The sequence below is a fragment of the Vibrio sp. 1562 genome (assembly GCF_033340155.1).
Lineage (GTDB): Bacteria > Pseudomonadota > Gammaproteobacteria > Enterobacterales > Vibrionaceae > Vibrio > Vibrio alginolyticus.
In genome coordinates this window covers 71,405-93,120 of the sequence record NZ_JAWOVY010000017.1, presented here as the reverse complement: position 1 = coordinate 93,120, position 21,716 = coordinate 71,405, and the positions used below count along the sequence as shown (strand labels likewise).

Genomic DNA, 21,716 nt, shown 5'->3' with positions numbered 1-21,716 from the left:
CGGTCACTTTCAGAGCACAAATTGATACAAAAGGTTTTCGTCTTGCTACGCCAATTAGCCCTTGCTCTGTTGGGCTTTATCTTATCCTACCAAGCATTTGCGCTTCATAATGCAAATGCAATCTTTTACCCTTTGCCAACTCAGGCAAAGGGTACTTTTATCGCGGCTAAAAAGTTGTTCTTGGGTGAAAAGGGCGGTTTGTGGATTCATGACGTACACGGGAGAGTCCTGTTTTACGATGGTCAAACTATATTGCCTAAATCAGGTAGCTTCCTACAAACGTCGGCCAAGCAGTTGGCTTATCATAAAGGTGCTTTTTGGACCTTTATTGAAAATGAGGTCTATCGAACTTATCCAAATCAGGAGCGACGTTTAGTCTTTAGTTTAAATCCAGGCTCACAAATAAGAAAAATAGGGTCTTCAAAGAACTATATTTGGGTGAGTGATGGCGCGCATTTCTATACCTACAATATCGACACTAGCGAGTTAAACTCTTTCTCTCTATTGCAGCTCTATCAACATAGTAATAATAGCTACGTTTACATTAATGATGCGGTGCTAGTTGAAACGAAGTGGGCACTAGCAACGACTTCCGGCTTCTATCTTTCTGAAGGTGATAAGTTTGACCATGTCGCTGCCTCAGGTCAAAACTACATTGAGAAAGTCTATTATTCACACACGCGAAGAGAAATTTTGATAGGTACATTGCGTGGCGCTTTAATTTTCAACATTTACCAGCCTGATAAAGAAGTGATTAGAATTGGCGGCTCACATGTTTTGACATTCGCAGAGACAAATCAAGAGTATTGGGTGGGGACAGAGCATGGCCTTTATTTGTACTCATTTTTTTCAGGTGAGGTCACCGAAGTCGCGCCTGCAAGCTTTCTTGAGTTAGAGTTAGATAACACGAAGATTTATTCGTTGTTGAGCGACAATATGGGAGGGATGTGGATTGCGACTAACCAAGGTATTCGTTATTACTCGCTATTTAGTAAAAAATTTGAACGAGTGACCTTTAGTAGTTATGACTCACACACCCTATCAGGACGAATTCGGCAAACTATTGAAGGTCCTGATGGTGCGCTTTGGTTTGCTGATGACCGAAAGATTTATCGTTCAGGAAAGAGTGGGATTAACCAAGTCTTAGAGTTGGAGTCGCAGATCAATGAATTTGCGTTTCAAAACGGCATGCTTTGGCTTGCAACCTCAAAAGGGCTGGAAATATTTGAGCTAAATGGTCTCAACAAGATTACATTTCCTTATTTACAGGTTATGGCTGGACATGCCGTAGAGCATGTGACCGTTGATGGTGATGACCGTCTTTGGGTATCAAGCGGATACCATCTTTACAATGTTGATACTGCTGCACAAAGCGTACGAAACTTTGGAAGTGAGTGGCTAGTAAGTCAGTATTTGCCTGCTAAGGTTACGCGCCTATATGATACTGAAGACGCCCTATTAATAGGCACCGATCATGGCGTATACCAATACAGTAATGACAACATCCAGTTTATCCGTTTTTCAGAAAAGTTTGGTGAATCATTAGACATGACCACGGCGGTTGATGGCAGCCAGTGGTTTGCTTCATCTTATGGTGTGTTTAAAACTGATACACGAAGCGATGAAAAACGTGTTGTTGAAATGAGTGAGCCCAACGCCAGACCTGCTTGCTTGATCAGAGACAGGCAAGGTGTATGGTTAGCTTCCTCTGTCGGTTTAAGCTATTACCACCTTTCGGGTGAGTTAGTGAAACATTACTCATCGTCATCAGGCTTAATGAACAATGAGTTCCTCCCTGGTATTTGTAGCGTTATACAGCAGACAGAAATTGGTGAGCGAGAGCTTGTTCTGGGGTCGAAGTACGGACTCGTAAAAGCAGAAGCATCCAAGCTGCTTGTATCTAATCCCCCAGAGTCTAAGTTTATTGTTAGCCAAGTAGTGCTTGAAAATGAAGTTCTGCAAGTTGGTAGTGCCGATCTGAATGGGCTCACACTGCCATATGGATCTTCGCTGAGTTTTTTATTCGGTGTGATGCCAAAACCAGACAGTCAAAATTTGTACTATCGATTGAACAACGATGACCCATGGCAAACGTTAGAGGGGGGCCAACTGACACTCGAGCACCTTAGTTCCGGTGAATATCACTTGCAGGTCAGTAATGAGTCTCAAGTTGCCACTGGAGTCGTTGGTTTAGAATCTCACTTTATCGTCCTTCATCCTTGGTATCTATCGCGATTTGCTATTTTAGGCTTTGTCGTAGCTAGTATTGCGGTCGTCGCATTACTTGTTTTCTGGCGCTCTCGCTACGTTGTACAGGCTAACCGTGATCTAGCAGCTCAAGTGACTCTCAAAACGAATCAGTTAAGACATCAAAGTAGAGTGTTGCTTACGAGCAACCAGCAATTACGTAAACAGATTCAAGTTAGAAACCTACTCGTAGACCATGTAGCTCTATCCATAAAATCAAGCGTCGACTTTATTGTGGCGAAACTACCTATGCCTCTGGATACTGCGACAGAGGATCATTTGGCTAAAACGAATTGGCAGTTAAATGAACTCAAAAGTGTTCCAAGTGATGTAAGTGGTGGGAGTCAGAACTACAACTTGAGTCAGATAACTCAGTCAGTGGTTGATGTATGGCAAGATGACTTTGCAAAAGCGGGTATTTTGGTAGAGCTAGAAGATGAGAGCAAGCAGAGCCGGGTTGCTCTGGAAAGTTTTAATCTTGATGTTATTTTCAATAGCATTTTTGCCAATATCATCAAGCGCTCTTTCCGAGGTCAAACGGTTAGAATTATGCTAGAAGAGGGACATGATATTGTGTCATTGAGCTTTCTTGATTACGGGACGCAATTACCTAATAAAGTCGCGACTGGGCTTCCATCTAACTTAAATCACTCTGAGTTGAGTATTGACCACCTTGCCCAACTAGTGACAACGAGTGGTGGTTATTTGGCTGTCTTCTCTTCTGATGCTCAAAACAAAGTCGAGATTACATGGCCATCTGCGAAGGAAAGGAGTTATCTGGATGAACCGCAGCAAGAACTCAATCCTGTAACTATTGCAGAAGATCAAGTCACACCAGAGAAAGAGTGGTTGCAAAAAGTCTATCAATTAGTGGCAGAGCATTACCATGATCCTGAATTTGGCACTGCGTCAGCTGCTAAAATGCTGTATATGTCTGAACGCTCTTTACAGAGACGTTTTAAATCTGCCTCGTCAAGAACGTTAAAAGACTATGTCACAGAGGTTCGTTTGGAAACGGCGTGTGAAAAGTTATTGGCGGGTGAGAAAATCAGTGAAGTCGCCTTTAACTGTGGCTTTAATGATCCATCTTACTTTAGCCAAAAGTTTAAGCTGCATTTTGGTTTGCCCCCTTCCAAGTTTGCTCTGACTCAAGAAAGCCAAGAAATTAACTAGAAAACCTTCATTATACGCTCCCTAATTAATAGTTAAGATGCTGGGGAGCTGCATACAGTGCTCTATTATTGCTGCAGTTGCTAACGCAGTAAGTTTCATTGTTTCTTCATCACATCTAGCCTACAAATCCATTCTCAACACGTAAGCACGATCACGTTCTATCTGTTAGTCGCGATGTTCATAGCAATAAGCATAAATGGCTTCAAGAGAATGATTTACTGATAGTTGCAACAAATAAATGACAGTTGTATTGCTGTATCAAAAGAGCGTTGTTCATTTGGGGGAGTGATGGCATGCGACATTCGTGAAAACGAAAACTGTGTTGAAAAGATGGATAAGGTAAAGAAGTTTTGAAAGAGGTGAAAAAAATATCGTGGTATAGCCGGGGGGACTATACCACGGGTGTCAAGGACACCTTCGCTTGCTGCCGGAGTGACATGTTGCCATGCCACCTCTGGAATTTATTAGAGAGGTTGCCCTCTCGATGGAGTAACTATACGAGAGGTTACTTATTTTTCTTATAAAAATAACGCCATGTTTATATGAGAAAAGCGACAACGTTTTGTTTTTTAATTAACCCACTGTTTTAATTTGCATTTTTTGTTTTCTATCTTGGTTTGTGACATTTTTGTTTCGTTAGGTGTCATTTTTAATTGTTAATTTTGACGTAAATAACGAGAGGAAATTTACGAAGTTAACGTTTGAAAGCGTGAAAACATTTACGGAATCTTTGATTTCACACAAGGATTGAAGGGGTATAGGGGAGTAATATTGGCAACCTAAACTTATTAAATAATAATATTTCTCATTAGCAATACTCTTAAGGGCCACTATGAAGTTATCAGAGATTAATCCTGGCGATACGGTGACGATTCGGTTGTTAGATGGTCTTTCATCAGATATCAGAAAGAAACTCATGGTAATGGGGCTGCTTCCCAATACAGAAGTCAAAGTGATTCGACGTGCGCCAATGGGCGATCCTTTACAAGTCGAAGTCCGTGGTGTGTCTGTCGCATTGCGAGAAACAATTGCTCAGAAAATTGAAGTGGAGCGAGTGTAATGCAATATCAAGTGCTAACCGTAGGTAACCCTAATAGTGGTAAAACGACGCTATTTAATGGTTTAACTGGCGCAAAACAGCAAGTTGGTAACTGGGCAGGCGTCACGGTTGAAAAGAAAACGGGACAATTCAAGCATGCTGGGGATGAGTTTTTGCTCACTGACCTTCCGGGTATTTACTCATTAGACAGTGGTAATGATAGTAATAGTATTGATGAATCCATCGCATCGCGTGCGGTTCTAACTCATCCTGCTGATCTCATTATTAACGTGGTGGATGCTACAAGTTTAGAGCGCAGCTTATATATGACGCTGCAACTTCGCGAACTTGGTCGCCCTATGATTGTTGTCCTCAACAAGATGGATGCGCTAAAGCGTGAACGTCAGATGATTAACGTTGCAGAGCTTGAGAAAACGTTAGGTTGTCCGGTTGTCAGTTTATCTGCAACCAATAAAACTCAAGTGGCAGAGTTTAGAGAAAAGCTCCATAAATCCATCGTTCAAGGAGTGCCACTTAAAGAATTGTCTTTGCATTACGGTGAGAAGATGGAGTCGGCAATTCAAACGGTTTCCGCACTTTTTAACGACCAAAACGTCGCTCATCGTGCACTAGCGATTCGTGCGCTTGAAAAAGACACAATGGTGCTCAATAGTCTTTCTGATATTGATAGAAGCAAAGTCTTGGAAGTCATTACGACGTTAGATTTGGATATCGATTTGCATGTCGCGGATACTAAGTACACGCATCTGCATGAACAGTGTAAAAAAGTTCGCCGAAGCGAAGGCAAGTTAAGTCGTAGTGTGACTGAAAGACTCGACCAGTTTATTTTGAACAAGTGGATTGGAATTCCTTTCTTCTTTGTTGTTATGTACCTGATGTTTATGTTCTCGATTAACATCGGTAGTGCATTTATCGACTTTTTTGACATTGGTGTGGGCGCATTGTTGGTTGATGGTGGGCATCACTTGTTAGACGGTCATTTGCCTGTGTGGTTAGTGACGGTTCTTGCTGATGGTATCGGTGGTGGTATCCAGACGGTTGCAACCTTCATTCCGGTTATCGCGTGTTTGTACCTGTTCCTAGCGGTACTTGAGAGCTCAGGTTACATGGCTCGTGCAGCATTCGTACTAGATAAAGTGATGCAGAAGATCGGCCTACCGGGCAAAGCATTTGTACCGTTGGTTCTTGGTTTTGGCTGTAACGTACCGTCAATCATGGCAACTCGTACTCTAGACCAAGAACGTGAGCGTAAACTGGCTGCATCTATGGCGCCATTTATGTCATGCGGTGCTCGTCTGCCTGTATACGCGCTATTTGCTGCGGCATTCTTCCCAGGTTCTGGCCAGAACATTGTATTCGCACTTTACCTACTTGGTATTGTGGCAGCGATCTTCACAGGTCTTTTCCTTAAGCACACGCTTTACCCAGGTAGCAGTGATAGCCTAGTAATGGAAATGCCAGACTATGAGCTTCCGACGCTACAAAACGTGGTGATCAAAACTTGGCAAAAGCTAAAGCGCTTTGTACTTGGTGCAGGTAAAACCATCGTTATCGTTGTTGCTATTCTGAGTTTCTTCAACTCATTGGGTACTGATGGCAGTTTTGGTAATGAAGACAGCGAAAACTCGGTGCTTTCTAAAGCTGCGCAAGTTGTAACTCCAGTATTCGCGCCAATCGGTGTTCAAGAAGATAACTGGCCAGCGACGGTTGGTATCATTACCGGTATCTTCGCAAAAGAGGCGGTAGTTGGTACGCTTAACAGTCTATACACCACGCCAAGTGACGGTGAAGACGCAGAATTTGATCTAATGGGCAGCCTAGAAGAGGCAGTAATGAGTATCCCTGAAAACTTAGCCGGTTTGAGCTACTCAGATCCACTAGGCATTGAAGTGGGTGACTTAACTGACTCAAATGCCGTTGCCGAAGAACAAGAAGTCGATGCTTCTATCTTCGGTAACATTAAATCGCAGTTTGCTTCTGGCAATGCCGCATTTGCTTACCTAATCTTTATCCTACTGTACACTCCTTGTGTGGCGGCGATGGGTGCTTACGTACGTGAGTTTGGTCATAAGTTCGCACGCTTTATCGCGGTTTGGACAATGGGCTTGGCTTACCTATGTGCGACGTTCTACAACCAATTGACGCATTTCGCAGATAGCCCAGTGACAAGTGGTATTTGGATGGCTGTGATCGTTGCTATCTTCTTTGGTACCTACCGCGTGTTCAAACAAGTTGGTAAGAAACAAAACGGTGCATTAGAGGCGCAAGTAGCATGATTTTAAAAGAGCTTTATCAATACATTGCAGACAAAGGAACCGTCTCCCAGTCAGATCTGGCTAAACAGTTTGGGATGAGTGAAGATGGCGCCGACGCGATGTTAAACGTGTGGATTAAGAAGGGCAAAATTAGCCGCCTAGTCGACACTAATAAAGCTCATGACGTGACTCGTGTTCGCTACTCAGTGACTAAACAAGATGGTTTGTCTTTGACAGTCACCATGTAGCGATTGTCAAAATTAGTCACCTAAAAAGTTATTACGTAAAAACGACAAAGCCGCATCAGCAATGATGCGGCTTTTCTTTTGCTGGTTATTGTTTGTGAATACAGCGAAATTAATGCTCTTCAGAGTGTTTAGTCGCGCCTAACCCTAGGAACTTCAAACCAAGACTTAAAACTAAAATCGAAATAGGTAATGTTAAGATCGTCCAATCTAAGCTGTCGAAGTTAATCAGCACGAGCTCTAAGAACTTCACAAACAAGATCACGATGATGACTTCAGCCAAAATGTTTTTTAGGTGGCCGATGTTTGGGGTTCTGATCCAATGCAAAACCGACGGTTCTTGTGTTTTCGCTTTAGCTTTGTTGGAAATAAACAGTGTGTAGATGCCGTGAGCAAAGATGAACAAAACTAGTGCGACAAGAAACGTATCCAGTGACTTGATCAAATATGCGATCGCGATGTCTGCTTTATCTAAATGTGCGAGTGCTTCTGGAGGTGTTTGATTAAGAATGAAGACCGCAAATGCCGAATAGGTTTTTGCTGCGCCCATAAGAAAAAGCAAGAATGAAGCAGCCATAGAACAGATAATGGCGATCCAGCTGACGTATCGGAATGTGTTGAAGATTTGTTTCATGATGACCCTCTCTAACTGAGCTGGTAGTCTAAACAAGTTTTATTTTAGTGATAATCCCAGAAAAATGAGAAAGATTGTTACAAATACGTATTAATCTTTCTCTGTCTATTTCAGCCGTATTCAAAGGCGAATTATTTTCGCTAGCAGTGCTTATGCTTTTTGGAAAATAGAGCTCAGTGACAGCACATTTTTAATGCGACCAAGCAATTCGTTTTGCTCTTCTTCTGTACGGAATTCACCTTTGGTGTTCCCCCAAACCGGTCCCGGCCATGCTACGTCATCTTTGAAGCGAGCAATATGGTGAATGTGCAGCTGTGGCACCATATTACCTAGCGCACCAAGGTTTAGCTTGTCTGGACGGAATGTTGCTTCCAGTGCTTGGCTTACCGCTTGAGACTCTAGCAAAAACTGTTGCTGTTCTTGCATTGGCAAGTGGTGAAGCTCTTTTAGGTTTGCACGTTTAGGGACCAAGATAACCCATGGCACGGCGTTATCTTTATGCAGAAGCGCCACACACAGTGGGAAGTGGCCGATAACGGTGGTGTCTTTTGCCAGTTGAGGGTGCAGTTCAAAACTCATTATGTTGTCCGATTTGAATTGAATGACATCAGTATACGCCAGATAAAACAAAAGGTTGACGCTTTCACGTCAACCTTTGTCATCATTTAGCTTGTGCTACTTAAGCTACCTACGTAAAAGCGGATTACATACGCTCTAGAGTATCAATACCTAGTAGAGACAGACCTTGCTTGATGGTCTTCGCTGTTAGCGCTGCTAGTTTCAGGCGGCTTTGTTTCACTGCTTCGTCTTCAGCAACTAGGATAGGGCATGCTTCGTAGAAGCTAGAGAACTGACCTGCTAGTTCGAATAGGTAGCTACACATGATGTGTGGTTGGCCTTCGCGAGCGACAGATTGAACCGCTTCTTCGAACTGCATAAGCTTAGCAATAAGTGCTTTCTCTTTCTCATCAGTGATTTTGATGTCACCTTGGAGAGCGTCCATAGCAACACCAGCTTTAGCGAAAATAGAAGCTACGCGAGTGTATGCATATTGCATGTATGGTGCTGTGTTACCTTCAAACGCTAACATGTTGTCCCAATCGAACACGTAGTCAGTCGTACGGTGTTTAGATAAGTCAGAGTATTTAACCGCTGCCATTGCAACTGTTTTAGAGATCTTCTCTTTTTCTTCCGCATCTAGTTCAGGGTTTTTAGATTCGATCAGCTGTGCTGCACGAACTTCTGCTTCATCTAGAAGGTCGGCAAGACGAACCGTACCGCCCGCACGAGTCTTGAATGGCTTACCATCTTTACCAAGCATCATGCCGAACGCGTGGTGCTCAAGAGATACTGACTCAGGTACGTAGCCTGCTTTACGAACAATTGTCCAAGCTTGCATTAGGTGCTGGTGTTGACGTGAGTCGATGAAGTAAAGCACACGGTCTGCGCTTAGCTCTTCATAACGATATTTTGCACATGCGATGTCTGTTGTTGTGTATAGGAAACCGCCATCGCGTTTTTGAACGATAACGCCCATTGGTTCGCCATCTTTGTTCTTGTATTCATCTAGGAATACAACTTGCGCGCCATCATCTTCAACGGCAAGACCTTGTTCTTTTAGGTCTGCAACGATCTTAGGAAGCATGTCGTTGTACATGCTCTCGCCCATCACGTCGTCACGAGTCAGTGACACGTTTAGACGGTCGTAGTTGCGCTGGTTTTGGATCATGGTTACATCAACGAGTTTTTTCCACATTTCTGCACAGTACTCGTCACCGCTTTGCAGTTTCACAACGTAGTTTCGCGCCTTTACTGCGAAGTCTTCATCTTCGTCGTACAGTTTTTTCGATTCGCGGTAGAAGCCTTCAAGGTCCGCAAGTTCCATAGAAACTTCGCCAGACTCTTGTTGTACACGCTCAAGGTTTGCGATAAGCATACCGAACTGAGTACCCCAGTCGCCGATGTGGTTCGCACGGATCACTTTGTGACCTAGGAACTCAAGAGTACGTACTACCGCATCACCGATGATGGTTGAACGTAGGTGACCAACGTGCATTTCTTTAGCAACGTTTGGTGCAGAGTAGTCAGCAACGATAGTTTGAGCTTCGTCTGCTGCAACGCCAAGACGTGAGTCAGCCAGTGCTGCTTCCGCTTGTTTTGCTAGGAACTCTTCGCTTAGGAAAATGTTGATGAAACCAGGACCAGCGATTTCTGTCTTGCTTGCAATACCATCTAGGTCTAGAACATCCAGTACTTTCTGTGCAAATTCTCGTGGGTTAGTACCCAGTTTTTTAGCAACGCCCATTACGCCGTTTGCTTGGTAGTCACCAAATTGTGGCTTTGCTGATTGGCGTACTGCCGCAGGACTGCCTGCAGGTGCGCCAGCGGCTTCTAGAGCCTGAGATACTTTGTCATTAATAAGTGCTTGGATATTCACACGCGTTTCCTTCAATTCAAGGACGAAGAACTCGGCGAAGTAAGTGCCGAGTTCTGTTGGAGTTCACAAAAATGGGGCTAATGATAACAACTTTATTGCTTTTCATACAGAGAGGAATTGGGGAAATTTATACTTTTTCGATTGAATGGAAATGTGGTTTGGTTTGCGTTTACTATTGCGCTCAGAGTAATGAGATAAATCGCCCCATAAGAGAGCCACAATGACGACTCAACTAGTTGAAAAACGCCTAGCGCCTAAATTGATGATCCAAGATCTGGATGCATTTATGGCGAAGATTGAAGAGCTTGCATCCCTGTTAAAACTGGATCTGAGCTTTGCTCAAGCTGACCATATTGCGCTGCGAATTAATGATACTGAAACAGCAAAAGCCGCGCATGAAGCATGGAATCAATACGGTAAGGTGATTTCACAAGCGAAAATCAACGGTCGCCCAATCATCGTTATCGAATTCGATAAAGCGTTGGAAAGCCGTGGTTGGAAGATTGAGTGTCTGGAACTGCCATACCCTGCGGAAGGCAAAATCTACCCAAATGAAAGCTGGGAACATGTGGAGTTTGTGATTCCGTCTCATGCCGAAACTGCAGACGAGTTTCTTGCTGATTTGAAACACACTTACCCAGCGTTTGGCGCGCGTTTTAATGAGTTGGAAGAGCTGGGTGTGAAGATCAAACTGTCGAGCCCGAAAGGGGATGGCGAACGCTTGAATAACCCAACAGTGGCGTTTAAGTACCAAGGCATTTGTATCAAACTGCACCCGCATTCACTTAAGCGTATTGTGGAGTCTGAGCAGGCGTAAAACGCTAGGGTGAGAATTGCTGAGTTGCGATAGGCAAAAAGGGAGCCGAGGCTCCCTTTCGTAAGCGAATCACTATTTAGCCAGTGACTTGCTTTTTGGGTTGGTAATGGAAAGTTTTTTGCCTTTCAACTCTTCATCTAAAGGCAGTGTAAAAGTTTTGGCAAACGGCATTCGTTTACAATGATCCGCCTTGTCTCTAACGATAGTAATAAGAGCTTCTGTCTGTGAGCTTTGCTCTATTTTTAGGCTAAAGTCCTCGTTTTCACTGCAGCCGTTAGACTCTGTGATAAATGAAATTTGACTCTCACTTGTCCTATAAGTCTCTACCATCATTGCTTGGTGCTCAGACGTCTGGTTTGTTTGCAGTCCTGCGTTTGCTGAACATGCAGTTAAACTGATAGTGCCCAAACCAAGTAGGAATATCTTGAGTCTATGTTTCATCTCGTTACCTTTTTTTGCGTCGTACGAATGAACCTGCAGCCATTAACACCAGTAGGCCAATAGATAAACTGCCGCCTGAACTAGACTTTTTATTAACGTCGTTACCAGCATCGCCCGTATTATCTGTGCTGACTGACATATTTATGTTGCGAACAAATGCTTGCGCGCTGTAAATGCCACTTGAAAACGGGTGTTGGACGTATTCAAACGTTATCGTATTAGATGCTTTGTAAAGATCGATCTGGATCTCTTTATAATCGAGGAGTTGGTTGGTGCTATCGTAAATTTCACCATTAACTAAGATGAACAAGTAATCAAAACCATCGGACATTACTTTGAGATCCATGGTAAGTTTGCCCTTCGGAAGATCGGTCAAAACCAGCTCAGATACACCAGGATAAGCTCCCATATCCGCTGATTGCAGTTCACCATTTTCAGCCGTCCAAGCGTTTTGACCGGTATAAACATTTGCGTCTGCTAGCGGAATGGCATTACGCACTGATCTGCTTGCTTTATCTACACCTGAATACTCGAAAGTTGTTGTGAGTCTGGACAGTTTCGGATGATCGGTAAAGAGCTCTATCGTTGTTTCTGATCCCGAATAGCTAGGTTGGTAGCCGACGGTAATTTGACAGCTTTGCGAAGGCTTTAAGGTACCAGTACAAGTGCTTTTCTCGATGGTACTTCCGTATGATATTGTGCTTTGGTAGATGTTGAATGGGATAGTATCGTCATTACGAATAGTAAAGGTCTCTTGCTGCGCTTTTCGCTCAACGAAACGAAGATCTCGGTACTTAGTGAAGCTGATAGTATTGCGATGGCTATCTATCCATCCATTGTGTTGAAAATGAGCGACGTTGGCGTAAACACCATAAGCGTTTGGTTGAGCACATCCATCCCCCCAGCTGACCACGCCTAGCAATTTGTTGATACCGTTATCATCAACGATGAGTGGACCGCCGCTATCTCCTTGGCAGCTATCTTTTCCTCCCCAATAGTATCCCGCACAGATGCCATCATCTGATACATTAGAGTAGTTTCCTTTTAGGTTTTGGCAGGTCTCTCGATCCACATACTCTAAATCAACTTGTTGTAAAACAGCCGGAAATTCCCTTCCTGTCGTAGAGGTGTTTCCCCATCCTGCGACATGTACTTTATCTCCTGCGCGTACGTTAGCTAGAACTTCTGGCGTTGCAAGAGCAATAGTCGCGCTGTCGACACTGCGTTCCAACTCAATAAGAGCAATGTCATTGTTCGTTGTTATGTTGTTATATTCATCATGTGAATAGATATTTTTAATGGCGATGCGCTGTGCTTGAGACTCTCTGTTTTTGTCATAAAGACCAAGAACGATATCCAGATCGTCCGCATTAAGACCTTCCACACAGTGCGCAGCAGTTAATACGTATTTTCCACCTAGGAAACTGCCACCACAAAAGTGACCAATAGATGTAGGTTGTCCTTTACGTACCAGTGAAGCAATAAATTTCCAGTCGGAAGTGTTGGCAGGTTCGCCGCCGATAATGCGAGTGGATACATCATTCTGAACAGGCTCAAGAGTATCTGCGATTGTGGTTGCTGGTAAAGTCAGCCCAATCAGAAAAGCCACTAACGTTTTTTTCATTTTAATTCCGTAATATTAACGTGGTTTATTATAAGGAGGGCAAATGATAAACGGAATCATTCTCTCAGTAAATAGTTGTGGAGAAATGAAAAATTATAACGTATCGGTTTAACTTTGATGGTTAGAATTGGAGGGGGGATCTTCTGAAAAGTTGAAACCCGCCAAGTTGGACGGGTTTCACTATCGTTGTAACTAGTACGGAGGGATTACAGGATCACTGTCTTATTCCCATAAACAAAGACGTGGTCATTGATCACTTTATTCAAAGCCTTACTCAATACGTTCTTCTCTACATCGCGTCCCGCTTGCGCCATATCTTGGGCATTGAATGTATGGTCGACAGGAATTACGTCTTGCTTGATGATCGGCCCTTCATCTAAATCATTAGTCACGAAGTGTGCTGTTGCACCGATGATTTTCACACCGCGATCGTAAGCTTGTTGATATGGCTTCGCGCCAATAAAAGCAGGTAAGAAGCTGTGATGAATATTAATGATTTTGTGGTGATATTTCTCAACAAACGTCGGCGTTAATACGCGCATGTATTTAGCTAGCACCAAAAAGTCAGCATCGTATTGATCGATCACTTCTAGCATCTTCTGCTCGTGTTCTTCACGGCTAAGGTTTTCATGGGTCACATGGTGGTAAGGAATGTCGAAGCGCTCAGTGAGAGTTTGCAGTTTGTCGTAATTCCCCACCACAGCGGCGATCTCAACATCTAGGCTTCCATCGTAGGTTTTCATCAGAATATCGCCTAAACAATGCGCTTCTTTTGTGACGAGAATGACGATGCGCTTACGGCGAGAGCCAACCAATTTACGCTTAGCACCTTGCGGGAGAGCTTGGTCCAAGTCGGCAAGAAACGTTTGATCGTTGAAGTATCCCTCTAGCTCCGTTCTCATGAAAAAGTGACCACTGGTATTATCAACAAATTCGTTATTGTGAACGATGTTGAGTTGGTGCTTGTAACAGATATTAGTAATTTTCGAGATGAGACCCGGGGCGTCAGAACAGTGGGTCAACAGTGTTTTCTTTTCCATAAATCAGGTACTTCCATGCATTAATATTTTAGCGTACGAATTTGTTATTATTCCCTGGCGGGTGTAACTGTACTGCCATGTTTCACCATAAATAATCTATTCTTACGTTGGTTTCAACAAAATATCCGCGTGTCGCCGCAAGCTGGTCAGATTGTGGGCTGATGTCACTCCTATTCCTCTGATATACTCTCGATAATTTTTCAAACTCAATACCAAGCATGATCGCAAAAACTTTTTCCTCTGATGGCGCGTTAGGTAAGGCCATTCCTGGCTTTCAAGCTCGTCAGCCACAAATCGATATGGCGGAAGCCGTCAGCAGTGCGATCAAAGATCAAACCCAGTTGGTGGTGGAGGCAGGAACCGGAACCGGTAAGACCTTCGCCTACCTAGTCCCTGCGCTGTTGAGCGGTAAAAAAGTGATTATCAGTACAGGCTCGAAAAACTTGCAAGAGCAGTTGTACCATCGGGACTTACCGCTCATGGTCAATGCGCTTGGTTTTTATGGTCAAGTGGCGTTATTAAAAGGGCGTTCTAATTATCTGTGTTTGGATCGTTTGAGCCGCCAAATGGTCGAAAGCCACACCAATGAATCTGACCCGACGTTATTAACTCAACTGGTTAAAGTGCGTGCTTGGTCATCAGAAACCAAAACAGGTGACCTTGGGGATTGTGATGATCTGCCAGAAGACAGCATGATCATTCCGACCATCACCTCAACCAATGATAACTGTTTAGGTAAAGAATGTCCGAGCTACACTGATTGCTTTGTATTGAAAGCGCGTAAGCGAGCCATGGATTCCGACATTGTTGTAGTGAACCATCACTTGTTTCTTGCTGATTTAGCGATTAAAGAAACAGGATTTGGTGAACTGATTCCAGAAGCCGATGTGTTTATTTTTGATGAAGCTCATCAGTTGCCAGATATTGCGAGCGAATATTTCGGCCAGTCAGTTTCAAGCCGCCAAATTCACGATCTTGCCAAAGACATTGAAATAGCCTATCGCACCGAAGCCAAAGATATGCGTCAATTGCAAAAAGTGGGCGACAAACTCATGCAAAGCGCAATGGACATGCGGATTGTATTGGGTGAGCCAGGCTTTCGTGGCAACTGGCGTGAGGCGTTGCAATCAGGTTCTATTAAGCGAGAATTATTGCGCTTAACTGACAGCCTCGAATTGGCGATTGATGTACTCAAAATAGCCTTAGGGCGCAGTCAATTACTGGATACCGCCTTTGAACGAGCCAATTTGATCAAAGGCCGTATCGACCGGGTATGTGATGTCGATATTACCGGTTACTCATACTGGTACGATACCTCGCCTCGTCATTTCGCTCTGCACATTACGCCTCTTTCTGTCGCGGACAAGTTCCATGAGCAAATAGAGATTAAACAAGGCGCGTGGATTTTCACGTCAGCAACCCTAGCCGTATCGGGCGACTTCAAGCACTTTACTGAGCGCCTTGGCCTCAAGCCTACAAAGCAATTTTCTCTGCCGTCCCCCTTTGATTATCAAAAACAAGCGCGCCTTTGTGTGCCAAGGTATTTGCCAGAGCCAAACAGTAACGGCTTAGCGGATAAGTTAGTCCGAATGCTTGCTCCGGTGATTGAAGAAAATGATGGTCGCTGCTTCTTTTTATGTACCTCGCACAGCATGATGCGTGAACTAGGTGAGAAGTTCCGAGAAGTACTTGAGCTGCCTGTGTTAATGCAAGGGGAGATGAGTAAGCAGAAAACCTTGGCGGAGTTTATGGAACTGGGTAACGCTTTACTCGTGGCGACGGGCGCTTTCTGGGAAGGGATTGATGTTAGAGGTGATGCGCTGAGCTGTGTTATTATCGACAAATTACCGTTTACCGCCCCTGACGATCCGTTACTCAAAGCCCGTATCGAGGATTGTCGATTACGTGGCGGTGAACCATTTGCTGAAGTACAAATCCCGGATGCAGTGATTACGTTAAAGCAGGGAGTCGGGCGATTAATTCGAGATCAGAAGGATCACGGTGCGTTGATCATTTGTGATAATCGCCTCGTCACGCGAGACTATGGTGGTATTTTCCTCGGAAGTCTACCACCTATCCCAAGGACGCGAGACTTAGATGGAATCAAAGCATTCCTGAAAGCAGAACAATCTGTCACAGACGCAAGTGCTGAGGCATAACCCAATAAATGAGAGTTGTAGAGAGTTAAATGAGCGCAAAAATTCTTGCTATCGATACAGCGACTGAAAACTGTTCAGTTGCGTTGTTGGCTAATGATCAAGTGATTTCACGTAGCGCGGTTGCACCACGCGATCACACCAAAAAAGTACTGCCAATGGTTGATGAAGTACTCAAAGAAGCTGGCCTGACTCTACAAGAGCTGGATGCGTTAGCGTTTGGACGTGGTCCAGGTAGCTTTACTGGCGTTCGTATCGGTATTGGTATCGCACAAGGTTTGGCGTTCGGTGCTGACTTACCTATGATCGGCGTTTCAACGCTGGCTGCAATGGCTCAAGGTAGCTATCGCTTACATGGTGTGACCGATGTCGCTGTGGCTATTGACGCACGTATGGGTGAAGTTTACTGGGCACGTTACACTCGCCAAGCAAACGGTGAGTGGGCAGAGATGGATGCAGAGTGCGTAATTCCACCAGCACGTCTCGTTGAAGAAGCACAAGCAGACGACAAAACGTGGACGACAGCAGGTACTGGTTGGGATGCTTACCAAGAAGTATTAGCAGACCTACCGTTTAATTTGACGCATAGTGACGTTCTGTACCCTGATTCACAAGACATCGTGATTCTTGCTGAACAAGAATTTAAAAAGGGTAATACCGTGCCGGTCGAAGATTCGAGCCCTGTTTATTTACGTGATAATGTGACATGGAAAAAACTTCCTGGTCGCGAATAGTCCGTTTTTCATTAACCTGACAAAAAGCAGGGCGTTTGCCCTGTATTTTTATGGAGTGCTATGGCGTCGATTAATGGCTTGCCTCCTTCTTTGATTCCCGGTGCAAATCGCACTCATAAAGCCAGTCAAAAGAAGCAGGTAAATAAATCACAAACAAAGCAGCCTGTAGGTCAGCCTTCAAAGGTTGCTAACGCCGTGGCGCACTCCATAAAACACGTGGATGAGTCCCAAATTCACCGAGCTCAAGTGCAATATGACCTTCCTGAAGGGGGCGCACGTAAAGCAATGGAGCAGTACATGGATGTCATGAATCGAGCTAAAAAAGAGGAACTGGCTCAATTACTTGGTGTCGATATTTACGTGTGAGATCTCCCCAGCTTGGGGTTACTAATATTGAAAGGTGGTTTATGAAGGTTTTTGGACGGTTTTTTCTCGCATTATTTGCTACGGTTGGTTTGTCTGCGTGTAGCTCTTTGCCAGAGGAGCTAAATGCAAGCACAGAATTGGTCGTTACAGACTATAAAGCGTTTGCTGAGTCTCAGGGGCAAGTGAGTGAAGATGTTCGCCTTGGTGGAATCATCGCTAAAGTGGATAACTTTAAAGATAAAACGCGTCTAGAGATTGTAAACCTTCCTATCAGTAAGTCTGGTAAACCTGATATTGATGAAGAGCCTACGGGGCGTTTTGTCGCCTATTTTGATGGCTATTTAGAGCCTGTCGCCTTTAGTGAAGGCCGTTTGGTGACGGTTGTAGGCAAAGGAGCAGGGGAAGAAGAAGGAAAGATCGGTGAGCACGGTTACATCTTCCCAGTAATTAAGGGGGAAGGGTACCGTTTATGGAAAATTGAAGAACGTGTACGCATGTATGACTCGCCAACCTACTTTTACCCATGTTACTCGATTAACTGCCGCATGTGGCGTAATGATTTCCCGCAAGACGGTAAAGTGATAAAACAGGTCAAATAATCTGCGATGCATGAGCGTCAATTCGAGCTTCCTGCCGGCAAAATGGCAGCCCTTGAGATAGGGAACGAGAAAACGGCTGACTTGTCAGTCGTTTTTCTTCATGGGTGGTTAGATAATGCGGGCAGCTTTAAAGCGCTCATGGAGCAGTTGAATCAACTTAATCCTCACTTACACCTCCTCGCCATCGATCATTTTGGTCACGGTTTATCGAGTCATAAATCTCACGATAATTATTACCCCTTTCACGACTATATTGCCGATTTGTATCAGTTTTTGGACGAATTATCACCAAACAGACTGATATTAGTAGGGCATTCACTTGGTGCTTTAATCGCAAGTTGCTATAGTGCAGCGTTTCCAGAGCAGGTCGAAGCTCTTGTGCAAATTGAGGGAGCAGGACCTCTTCATGAGGATCCTACTAACAGTTTGCCTCGTCTTCGCGATGGCGTTTTAAGTCGAATAAGACAGCAAAACAAGCCAGAGCGAGCCATTGCCTCCTTCGATCTGGCGTTAAAATTACGCATGCAAGCCAACCAATTAACCGCTGAGCAACTTCTACCGATAGTCGAGCGTGGAACAGAGCAGCGAGGAGATAAATGGTATTGGCGGCATGACGCCAAGTTAAAATGTGCGTCGCTTTACCGAATGGCGCAAGCGCATGCTAACTCGATTACCAGCCAAATACGTTGTCCTCATTTGATTGTATTAGGCGATCAAGGATTTCAGAATTTACCATCTAACCAAGCTGATTGGGGAGAGAACCCACCGCAAGTGGTTTCTGTCAAGGGTGGTCATCACTGTCATTTAGAGCAAATACTCGAGGTCGCAACGCGAATTCTTGGTGTAGTTAACAAAATTTAAACAAGTGTTTGAGAGTTGCGTGCTCAAGCACGTTCGCTGTGCTGTAATAGCTTTCAAAATAAAAAGGACGCTATTTTTTAGCCAGTTATAAACGAGGAGTAACATCGTGGATAAACCATGGCTTTCACGTTATCCAAGTGACGTACCTGAAACCATTAATCCAGAGCAATATGAGTCTTTGGTAGAAATGTTTGAACAGTCTGTACAAAAATATGCAGACCAACCAGCATTCATGAACATGGGCTCGGTTATGACCTTCCGTAAATTGGAAGAGCGTAGTCGCGCATTCGCAGCGTATCTGCAAAACGAGTTAAAACTGCAAAAGGGTGACCGTGTTGCTCTGATGATGCCAAACCTACTGCAATACCCAGTGGCGTTGTTTGGTATTTTGCGTGCAGGTTGTATCGCCGTAAACGTTAACCCACTTTACACTCCTCGTGAACTTGAACACCAATTGAATGACTCAGGTGCGACGACGATTGTGATTGTGTCTAACTTTGCGAATACGTTAGAACAAATTGTCGATAAAACACCAGTCAAACACGTAGTGTTAACCAGTCTTGGTCAAATGCTGCCACGAGCGAAAGGTACGATTGTCGATTTTGTCGTGAAGTACGTTAAGGGCATGGTGCCTAAGTACGATTTACCTGGTGCAATCTCAATGCGTCAGGCTCTACGTAAAGGTCGTCGTCTACAATACGTTAAACCGTTTATGTCTGGGGATGACATTGCATTCCTGCAATATACGGGGGGGACGACAGGTGTCGCGAAAGGCGCGATTCTGACTCACCGCAACATGATTGCGAACGTTCTACAGGCAAAAGGCGCGTACGGACCGGTTTTATCTCCGGGGCGTGAATTAGTCGTGACAGCATTACCGCTGTATCACGTATTTGCTCTTACCGTAAACTGTCTGCTGTTTGTTGAAATGGGTGGTCGTAACTTACTTATTACGAACCCTAGAGATATTCCAGGGTTCGTGAAAGAGCTACAAAAGCATCCGTTTACTGCGATTACGGGCGTGAATACCTTATTTAATGCATTGGTCAATAATGAAGATTTCCACGAGTTGGATTTCAGTAATCTACGTTTAGCCGTTGGCGGCGGCATGGCAGTGCAGCGCTCAGTGGCAGAAAGATGGCAAAAGACCACGGGTTGCTATTTGCTCGAAGGTTACGGTCTAACAGAGTGTTCTCCGTTGGTGGCGGCATATCCGCATGATCTTGTTGAATACAATGGCTCTATTGGTCTGCCGGTACCATCAACAGAAGTTCGTATCGTGGACGAAGAAGGTAACGCTCTTGCGAATACTGAAACTGGCGAACTTCAAGTTCGTGGTCCTCAGGTTATGCAAGGTTACTGGCAACGACCTGAAGCAACGAAAGATACGATTAACGAAGACGGCTGGCTATCAACCGGCGACATCGTTAAGTTCGATGACGAAGGCTTCCTGCATATCGTTGACCGTAAGAAAGACATGATCTTAGTATCAGGCTTTAATGTTTACCCGAACGAAATCGAAGACGTTGTAGCACTACACGGCAAAGTACTTGAAGTTGCTGCTATTGGCCAGCCGCATGAAGTGTCTGGTGAATTAGTGAAGATTTATGTCGTGAAACGCGATCCGAGCTTGACCAAAGACGAAGTGATCGCGCATTGTCGAGAACACCTAACTGGCTACAAAGTTCCGAAGTTGGTTGAGTTCCGCGAAGACTTACCTAAAACCAATGTCGGTAAGATCTTGCGTCGTGTTTTACGCGAAGAGAATGACGCTGAACTTGCGAAGAAAAGCGCATAAGCCGATTTCGTCGAGTCGAGAGATTTAAAAAATGATAGAATGCCAGCGTTTTGCTGGCATTTTTTATAGCGAGAAGTATGTGAACTATCAAATTATTACTAAAAACAAAGACCTAGAAGAGGTTTGCACTCATGCCCGAGAGGCAGACGTAGTGATGCTGGATACCGAATTCGTTCGTATTCGCACTTTCTACCCGCAGTTAGGTCTGATTCAGCTTTTCGATGGTAATCGCCTCTCGCTGATTGATCCGACTGAATTAACGGATATGACGCCGTTTGTAGCGCTATTAAAAGATACTTCTGTGCTAAAAGTGCTGCACGCATGTGGTGAAGATTTAGAAGTTTTCCAAAACGCTTTTGGTTGTACACCATTCCCTATGGTGGATACGCAGCTGATGGCCGCTTTTCTCGGTCACGGCCTATCGACAGGCTTCGCATCGCTGGTGGAAGAATATTTAGGCGTAGAGCTCGACAAAAGTGAATCACGTACCGACTGGATGGCTCGTCCACTGACACAAAAGCAATTAGATTATGCTGCCGCAGATGTTCATTACTTGTTACCGTTATACGAAAAGCTGTTCGATAAGGTGACGCAAGCAGGTTGGTGGGAAGCTGTACAGCAAGAAAGTGATTTACTCGTTTCGAAACGTATTCGCGTAACCAATGAAGAGAATGCCTACCTTGATATTAAGGGCGCTTGGCAATTAAAACCTTCTGAGCTGGCGATTTTAAAGCCATTGGCGACGTGGCGTTATCGTGAAGCAATCAAACGAGATTTAGCGCTGAACTTTATCTTCAAAGAAGGTGATCTATTAACGGTCGCTCGTCTTGGTTTAACGAACTTTAAGAAGATGGAAGCAGAAGATATTGATATCCGAGCGATTAACCGCCATGGCGCGAAGATTGCCGCGATTGTTAAACAAGCGAAGCAAACACCTTCTGAAGAGTATCCTGCGAAAATTGAGCGTTTAATGGACTATCCGGGTTACAAGCAGGTCTTCAAAAATATGAAAGACTTGGTGAAATCGGCTTCGCAGAAGTCAGGTTTAGCCACGGAGTTCCTTGCCTCTAAAAAGCAGATCAACCAGTTGATCAGTTGGGTTTGGAAAAAAGATCGTGACCCAGAAGTATTGCCTGATTTGATGCAAGGGTGGCGCTTGGATTTACTCGGCGACAAGATGAACAAAGCATTAAAGTAATGAAAGATGAAAAAGGTTGGCCTCGATGCCA

At 44.3% G+C, this 21,716-nt stretch carries 18 protein-coding genes; 12 read left to right on the top strand and 6 right to left on the bottom strand.

The features are described 5' to 3' along the window. Positions 1 to 42: 42 nt before the first annotated feature. The 4 genes from R7Z49_RS17055 to R7Z49_RS17040 all read left to right on the top strand — a co-directional run bounded on the left by R7Z49_RS17055 (position 43) and on the right by R7Z49_RS17040 (position 6,983). The gene (locus tag R7Z49_RS17055) at positions 43 to 3,420 is read left to right on the top strand and encodes an AraC family transcriptional regulator (RefSeq protein WP_213893643.1); all 3,378 of its coding nucleotides are present in this window, start codon (positions 43 to 45) and stop codon (positions 3,418 to 3,420) included. 832 nt (positions 3,421 to 4,252) lie between these two features. Then, complete coding sequence (locus R7Z49_RS17050) at positions 4,253 to 4,480, top strand: ferrous iron transport protein A (protein WP_005382190.1); 228 nt, start codon at positions 4,253 to 4,255, stop codon at positions 4,478 to 4,480. Continuing rightward, on the top strand, positions 4,480 to 6,756 hold the full coding sequence (gene feoB, locus R7Z49_RS17045; protein ID WP_206953973.1) for a Fe(2+) transporter permease subunit FeoB: 2,277 nt from the start codon (positions 4,480 to 4,482) through the stop codon (positions 6,754 to 6,756). Before R7Z49_RS17050 ends, feoB begins: the two co-directional genes overlap by 1 nt. Further along, positions 6,753 to 6,983, top strand: a complete 231-nt coding sequence (locus R7Z49_RS17040) for a FeoC-like transcriptional regulator (protein ID WP_005382192.1) — start codon at positions 6,753 to 6,755, stop codon at positions 6,981 to 6,983. The genes feoB and R7Z49_RS17040 overlap by 4 nt, the downstream gene beginning before the upstream one ends. A gap of 109 nt (positions 6,984 to 7,092) precedes the next feature. On the opposite strand, the gene R7Z49_RS17035 is transcribed toward R7Z49_RS17040, so the two are convergent. The 3 genes from R7Z49_RS17035 to argS all read right to left on the bottom strand — a co-directional run bounded on the left by R7Z49_RS17035 (position 7,093) and on the right by argS (position 10,051). Further along, positions 7,093 to 7,614, bottom strand: coding sequence for a YqhA family protein (locus tag R7Z49_RS17035; RefSeq protein ID WP_258489518.1), 522 nt, complete (start codon positions 7,612 to 7,614; stop codon positions 7,093 to 7,095). A gap of 150 nt (positions 7,615 to 7,764) precedes the next feature. Further along, positions 7,765 to 8,193: an HIT family protein gene (locus R7Z49_RS17030; RefSeq protein WP_005382194.1), complete on the bottom strand. Its 429-nt coding sequence runs from the start codon at positions 8,191 to 8,193 to the stop codon at positions 7,765 to 7,767. A gap of 124 nt (positions 8,194 to 8,317) precedes the next feature. After that, entirely contained in the window at positions 8,318 to 10,051 is a 1,734-nt protein-coding gene (argS, locus tag R7Z49_RS17025) for an arginine--tRNA ligase (protein ID WP_005388349.1), read from the bottom strand. Positions 10,052 to 10,271: 220 nt separating this feature from the next. Between argS and R7Z49_RS17020 the strand changes: the two genes are divergently transcribed. Continuing rightward, positions 10,272 to 10,868, top strand: coding sequence for a VOC family protein (locus R7Z49_RS17020; RefSeq protein ID WP_017819945.1), 597 nt, complete (start codon positions 10,272 to 10,274; stop codon positions 10,866 to 10,868). Positions 10,869 to 10,940: 72 nt separating this feature from the next. On the opposite strand, the gene R7Z49_RS17015 is transcribed toward R7Z49_RS17020, so the two are convergent. From R7Z49_RS17015 to purU, 3 genes are all read right to left on the bottom strand, one after another. After that, entirely contained in the window at positions 10,941 to 11,309 is a 369-nt protein-coding gene (locus tag R7Z49_RS17015) for a hypothetical protein (protein WP_017819944.1), read from the bottom strand. A 4-nt stretch (positions 11,310 to 11,313) separates the two neighbouring features. Further along, positions 11,314 to 12,933, bottom strand: coding sequence for a S1 family peptidase (locus R7Z49_RS17010; protein ID WP_186584418.1), 1,620 nt, complete (start codon positions 12,931 to 12,933; stop codon positions 11,314 to 11,316). Between the two features lie 206 nt (positions 12,934 to 13,139). Then, positions 13,140 to 13,973, bottom strand: a complete 834-nt coding sequence (gene purU / locus R7Z49_RS17005; RefSeq protein ID WP_005382206.1) for a formyltetrahydrofolate deformylase — start codon at positions 13,971 to 13,973, stop codon at positions 13,140 to 13,142. A gap of 218 nt (positions 13,974 to 14,191) precedes the next feature. Here purU and R7Z49_RS17000 point away from each other — a divergent pair, with 218 nt between their 5' ends. The 7 genes from R7Z49_RS17000 (at position 14,192) to rnd (ending at position 21,685) form a co-directional block, all read left to right on the top strand. Further along, positions 14,192 to 16,132, top strand: coding sequence for an ATP-dependent DNA helicase (locus R7Z49_RS17000; RefSeq protein ID WP_005382210.1), 1,941 nt, complete (start codon positions 14,192 to 14,194; stop codon positions 16,130 to 16,132). Between the two features lie 29 nt (positions 16,133 to 16,161). Further along, positions 16,162 to 16,863, top strand: a complete 702-nt coding sequence (tsaB, locus tag R7Z49_RS16995) for a tRNA (adenosine(37)-N6)-threonylcarbamoyltransferase complex dimerization subunit type 1 TsaB (protein WP_017819943.1) — start codon at positions 16,162 to 16,164, stop codon at positions 16,861 to 16,863. Between the two features lie 60 nt (positions 16,864 to 16,923). After that, positions 16,924 to 17,229: a hypothetical protein gene (locus tag R7Z49_RS16990; RefSeq protein ID WP_017819942.1), complete on the top strand. Its 306-nt coding sequence runs from the start codon at positions 16,924 to 16,926 to the stop codon at positions 17,227 to 17,229. 41 nt (positions 17,230 to 17,270) lie between these two features. Then, positions 17,271 to 17,828 carry a Slp family lipoprotein gene (locus R7Z49_RS16985; protein WP_005382214.1) on the top strand — a complete coding sequence of 186 codons (558 nt, stop codon included), beginning with the start codon at positions 17,271 to 17,273 and terminating at the stop codon, positions 17,826 to 17,828. A gap of 6 nt (positions 17,829 to 17,834) precedes the next feature. Beyond that, positions 17,835 to 18,689, top strand: a complete 855-nt coding sequence (locus R7Z49_RS16980) for an alpha/beta fold hydrolase (protein WP_005382215.1) — start codon at positions 17,835 to 17,837, stop codon at positions 18,687 to 18,689. A 106-nt stretch (positions 18,690 to 18,795) separates the two neighbouring features. Further along, complete coding sequence (gene fadD / locus R7Z49_RS16975; protein ID WP_005382216.1) at positions 18,796 to 20,487, top strand: long-chain-fatty-acid--CoA ligase FadD; 1,692 nt, start codon at positions 18,796 to 18,798, stop codon at positions 20,485 to 20,487. A 79-nt stretch (positions 20,488 to 20,566) separates the two neighbouring features. Then, complete coding sequence (rnd, locus tag R7Z49_RS16970; protein ID WP_031777213.1) at positions 20,567 to 21,685, top strand: ribonuclease D; 1,119 nt, start codon at positions 20,567 to 20,569, stop codon at positions 21,683 to 21,685. Positions 21,686 to 21,716: the final 31 nt, after the last annotated feature.

Excerpts from the sequence above, each read along its gene's own strand:
- tsaB (WP_017819943.1), top strand. The coding sequence starts at position 16,162 with ATGAGCGCAAAAATTCTTGCTATCGATACAGCGACTGAAAACTGTTCA.
- purU (WP_005382206.1), bottom strand. The coding sequence starts at position 13,973 with ATGGAAAAGAAAACACTGTTGACCCACTGTTCTGACGCCCCGGGTCTC.
- R7Z49_RS17010 (WP_186584418.1), bottom strand. The coding sequence starts at position 12,933 with ATGAAAAAAACGTTAGTGGCTTTTCTGATTGGGCTGACTTTACCAGCA.
- R7Z49_RS16990 (WP_017819942.1), top strand. The coding sequence starts at position 16,924 with ATGGCGTCGATTAATGGCTTGCCTCCTTCTTTGATTCCCGGTGCAAAT.
- R7Z49_RS17000 (WP_005382210.1), top strand. The coding sequence starts at position 14,192 with ATGATCGCAAAAACTTTTTCCTCTGATGGCGCGTTAGGTAAGGCCATT.
- R7Z49_RS17040 (WP_005382192.1), top strand. The coding sequence starts at position 6,753 with ATGATTTTAAAAGAGCTTTATCAATACATTGCAGACAAAGGAACCGTC.
- R7Z49_RS17050 (WP_005382190.1), top strand. The coding sequence starts at position 4,253 with ATGAAGTTATCAGAGATTAATCCTGGCGATACGGTGACGATTCGGTTG.
- R7Z49_RS17030 (WP_005382194.1), bottom strand. The coding sequence starts at position 8,193 with ATGAGTTTTGAACTGCACCCTCAACTGGCAAAAGACACCACCGTTATC.
- feoB (WP_206953973.1), top strand. The coding sequence starts at position 4,480 with ATGCAATATCAAGTGCTAACCGTAGGTAACCCTAATAGTGGTAAAACG.
- R7Z49_RS16985 (WP_005382214.1), top strand. The coding sequence starts at position 17,271 with ATGAAGGTTTTTGGACGGTTTTTTCTCGCATTATTTGCTACGGTTGGT.
- R7Z49_RS17035 (WP_258489518.1), bottom strand. The coding sequence starts at position 7,614 with ATGAAACAAATCTTCAACACATTCCGATACGTCAGCTGGATCGCCATT.
- R7Z49_RS16980 (WP_005382215.1), top strand. The coding sequence starts at position 17,835 with ATGCATGAGCGTCAATTCGAGCTTCCTGCCGGCAAAATGGCAGCCCTT.
- R7Z49_RS17015 (WP_017819944.1), bottom strand. The coding sequence starts at position 11,309 with ATGAAACATAGACTCAAGATATTCCTACTTGGTTTGGGCACTATCAGT.
- R7Z49_RS17020 (WP_017819945.1), top strand. The coding sequence starts at position 10,272 with ATGACGACTCAACTAGTTGAAAAACGCCTAGCGCCTAAATTGATGATC.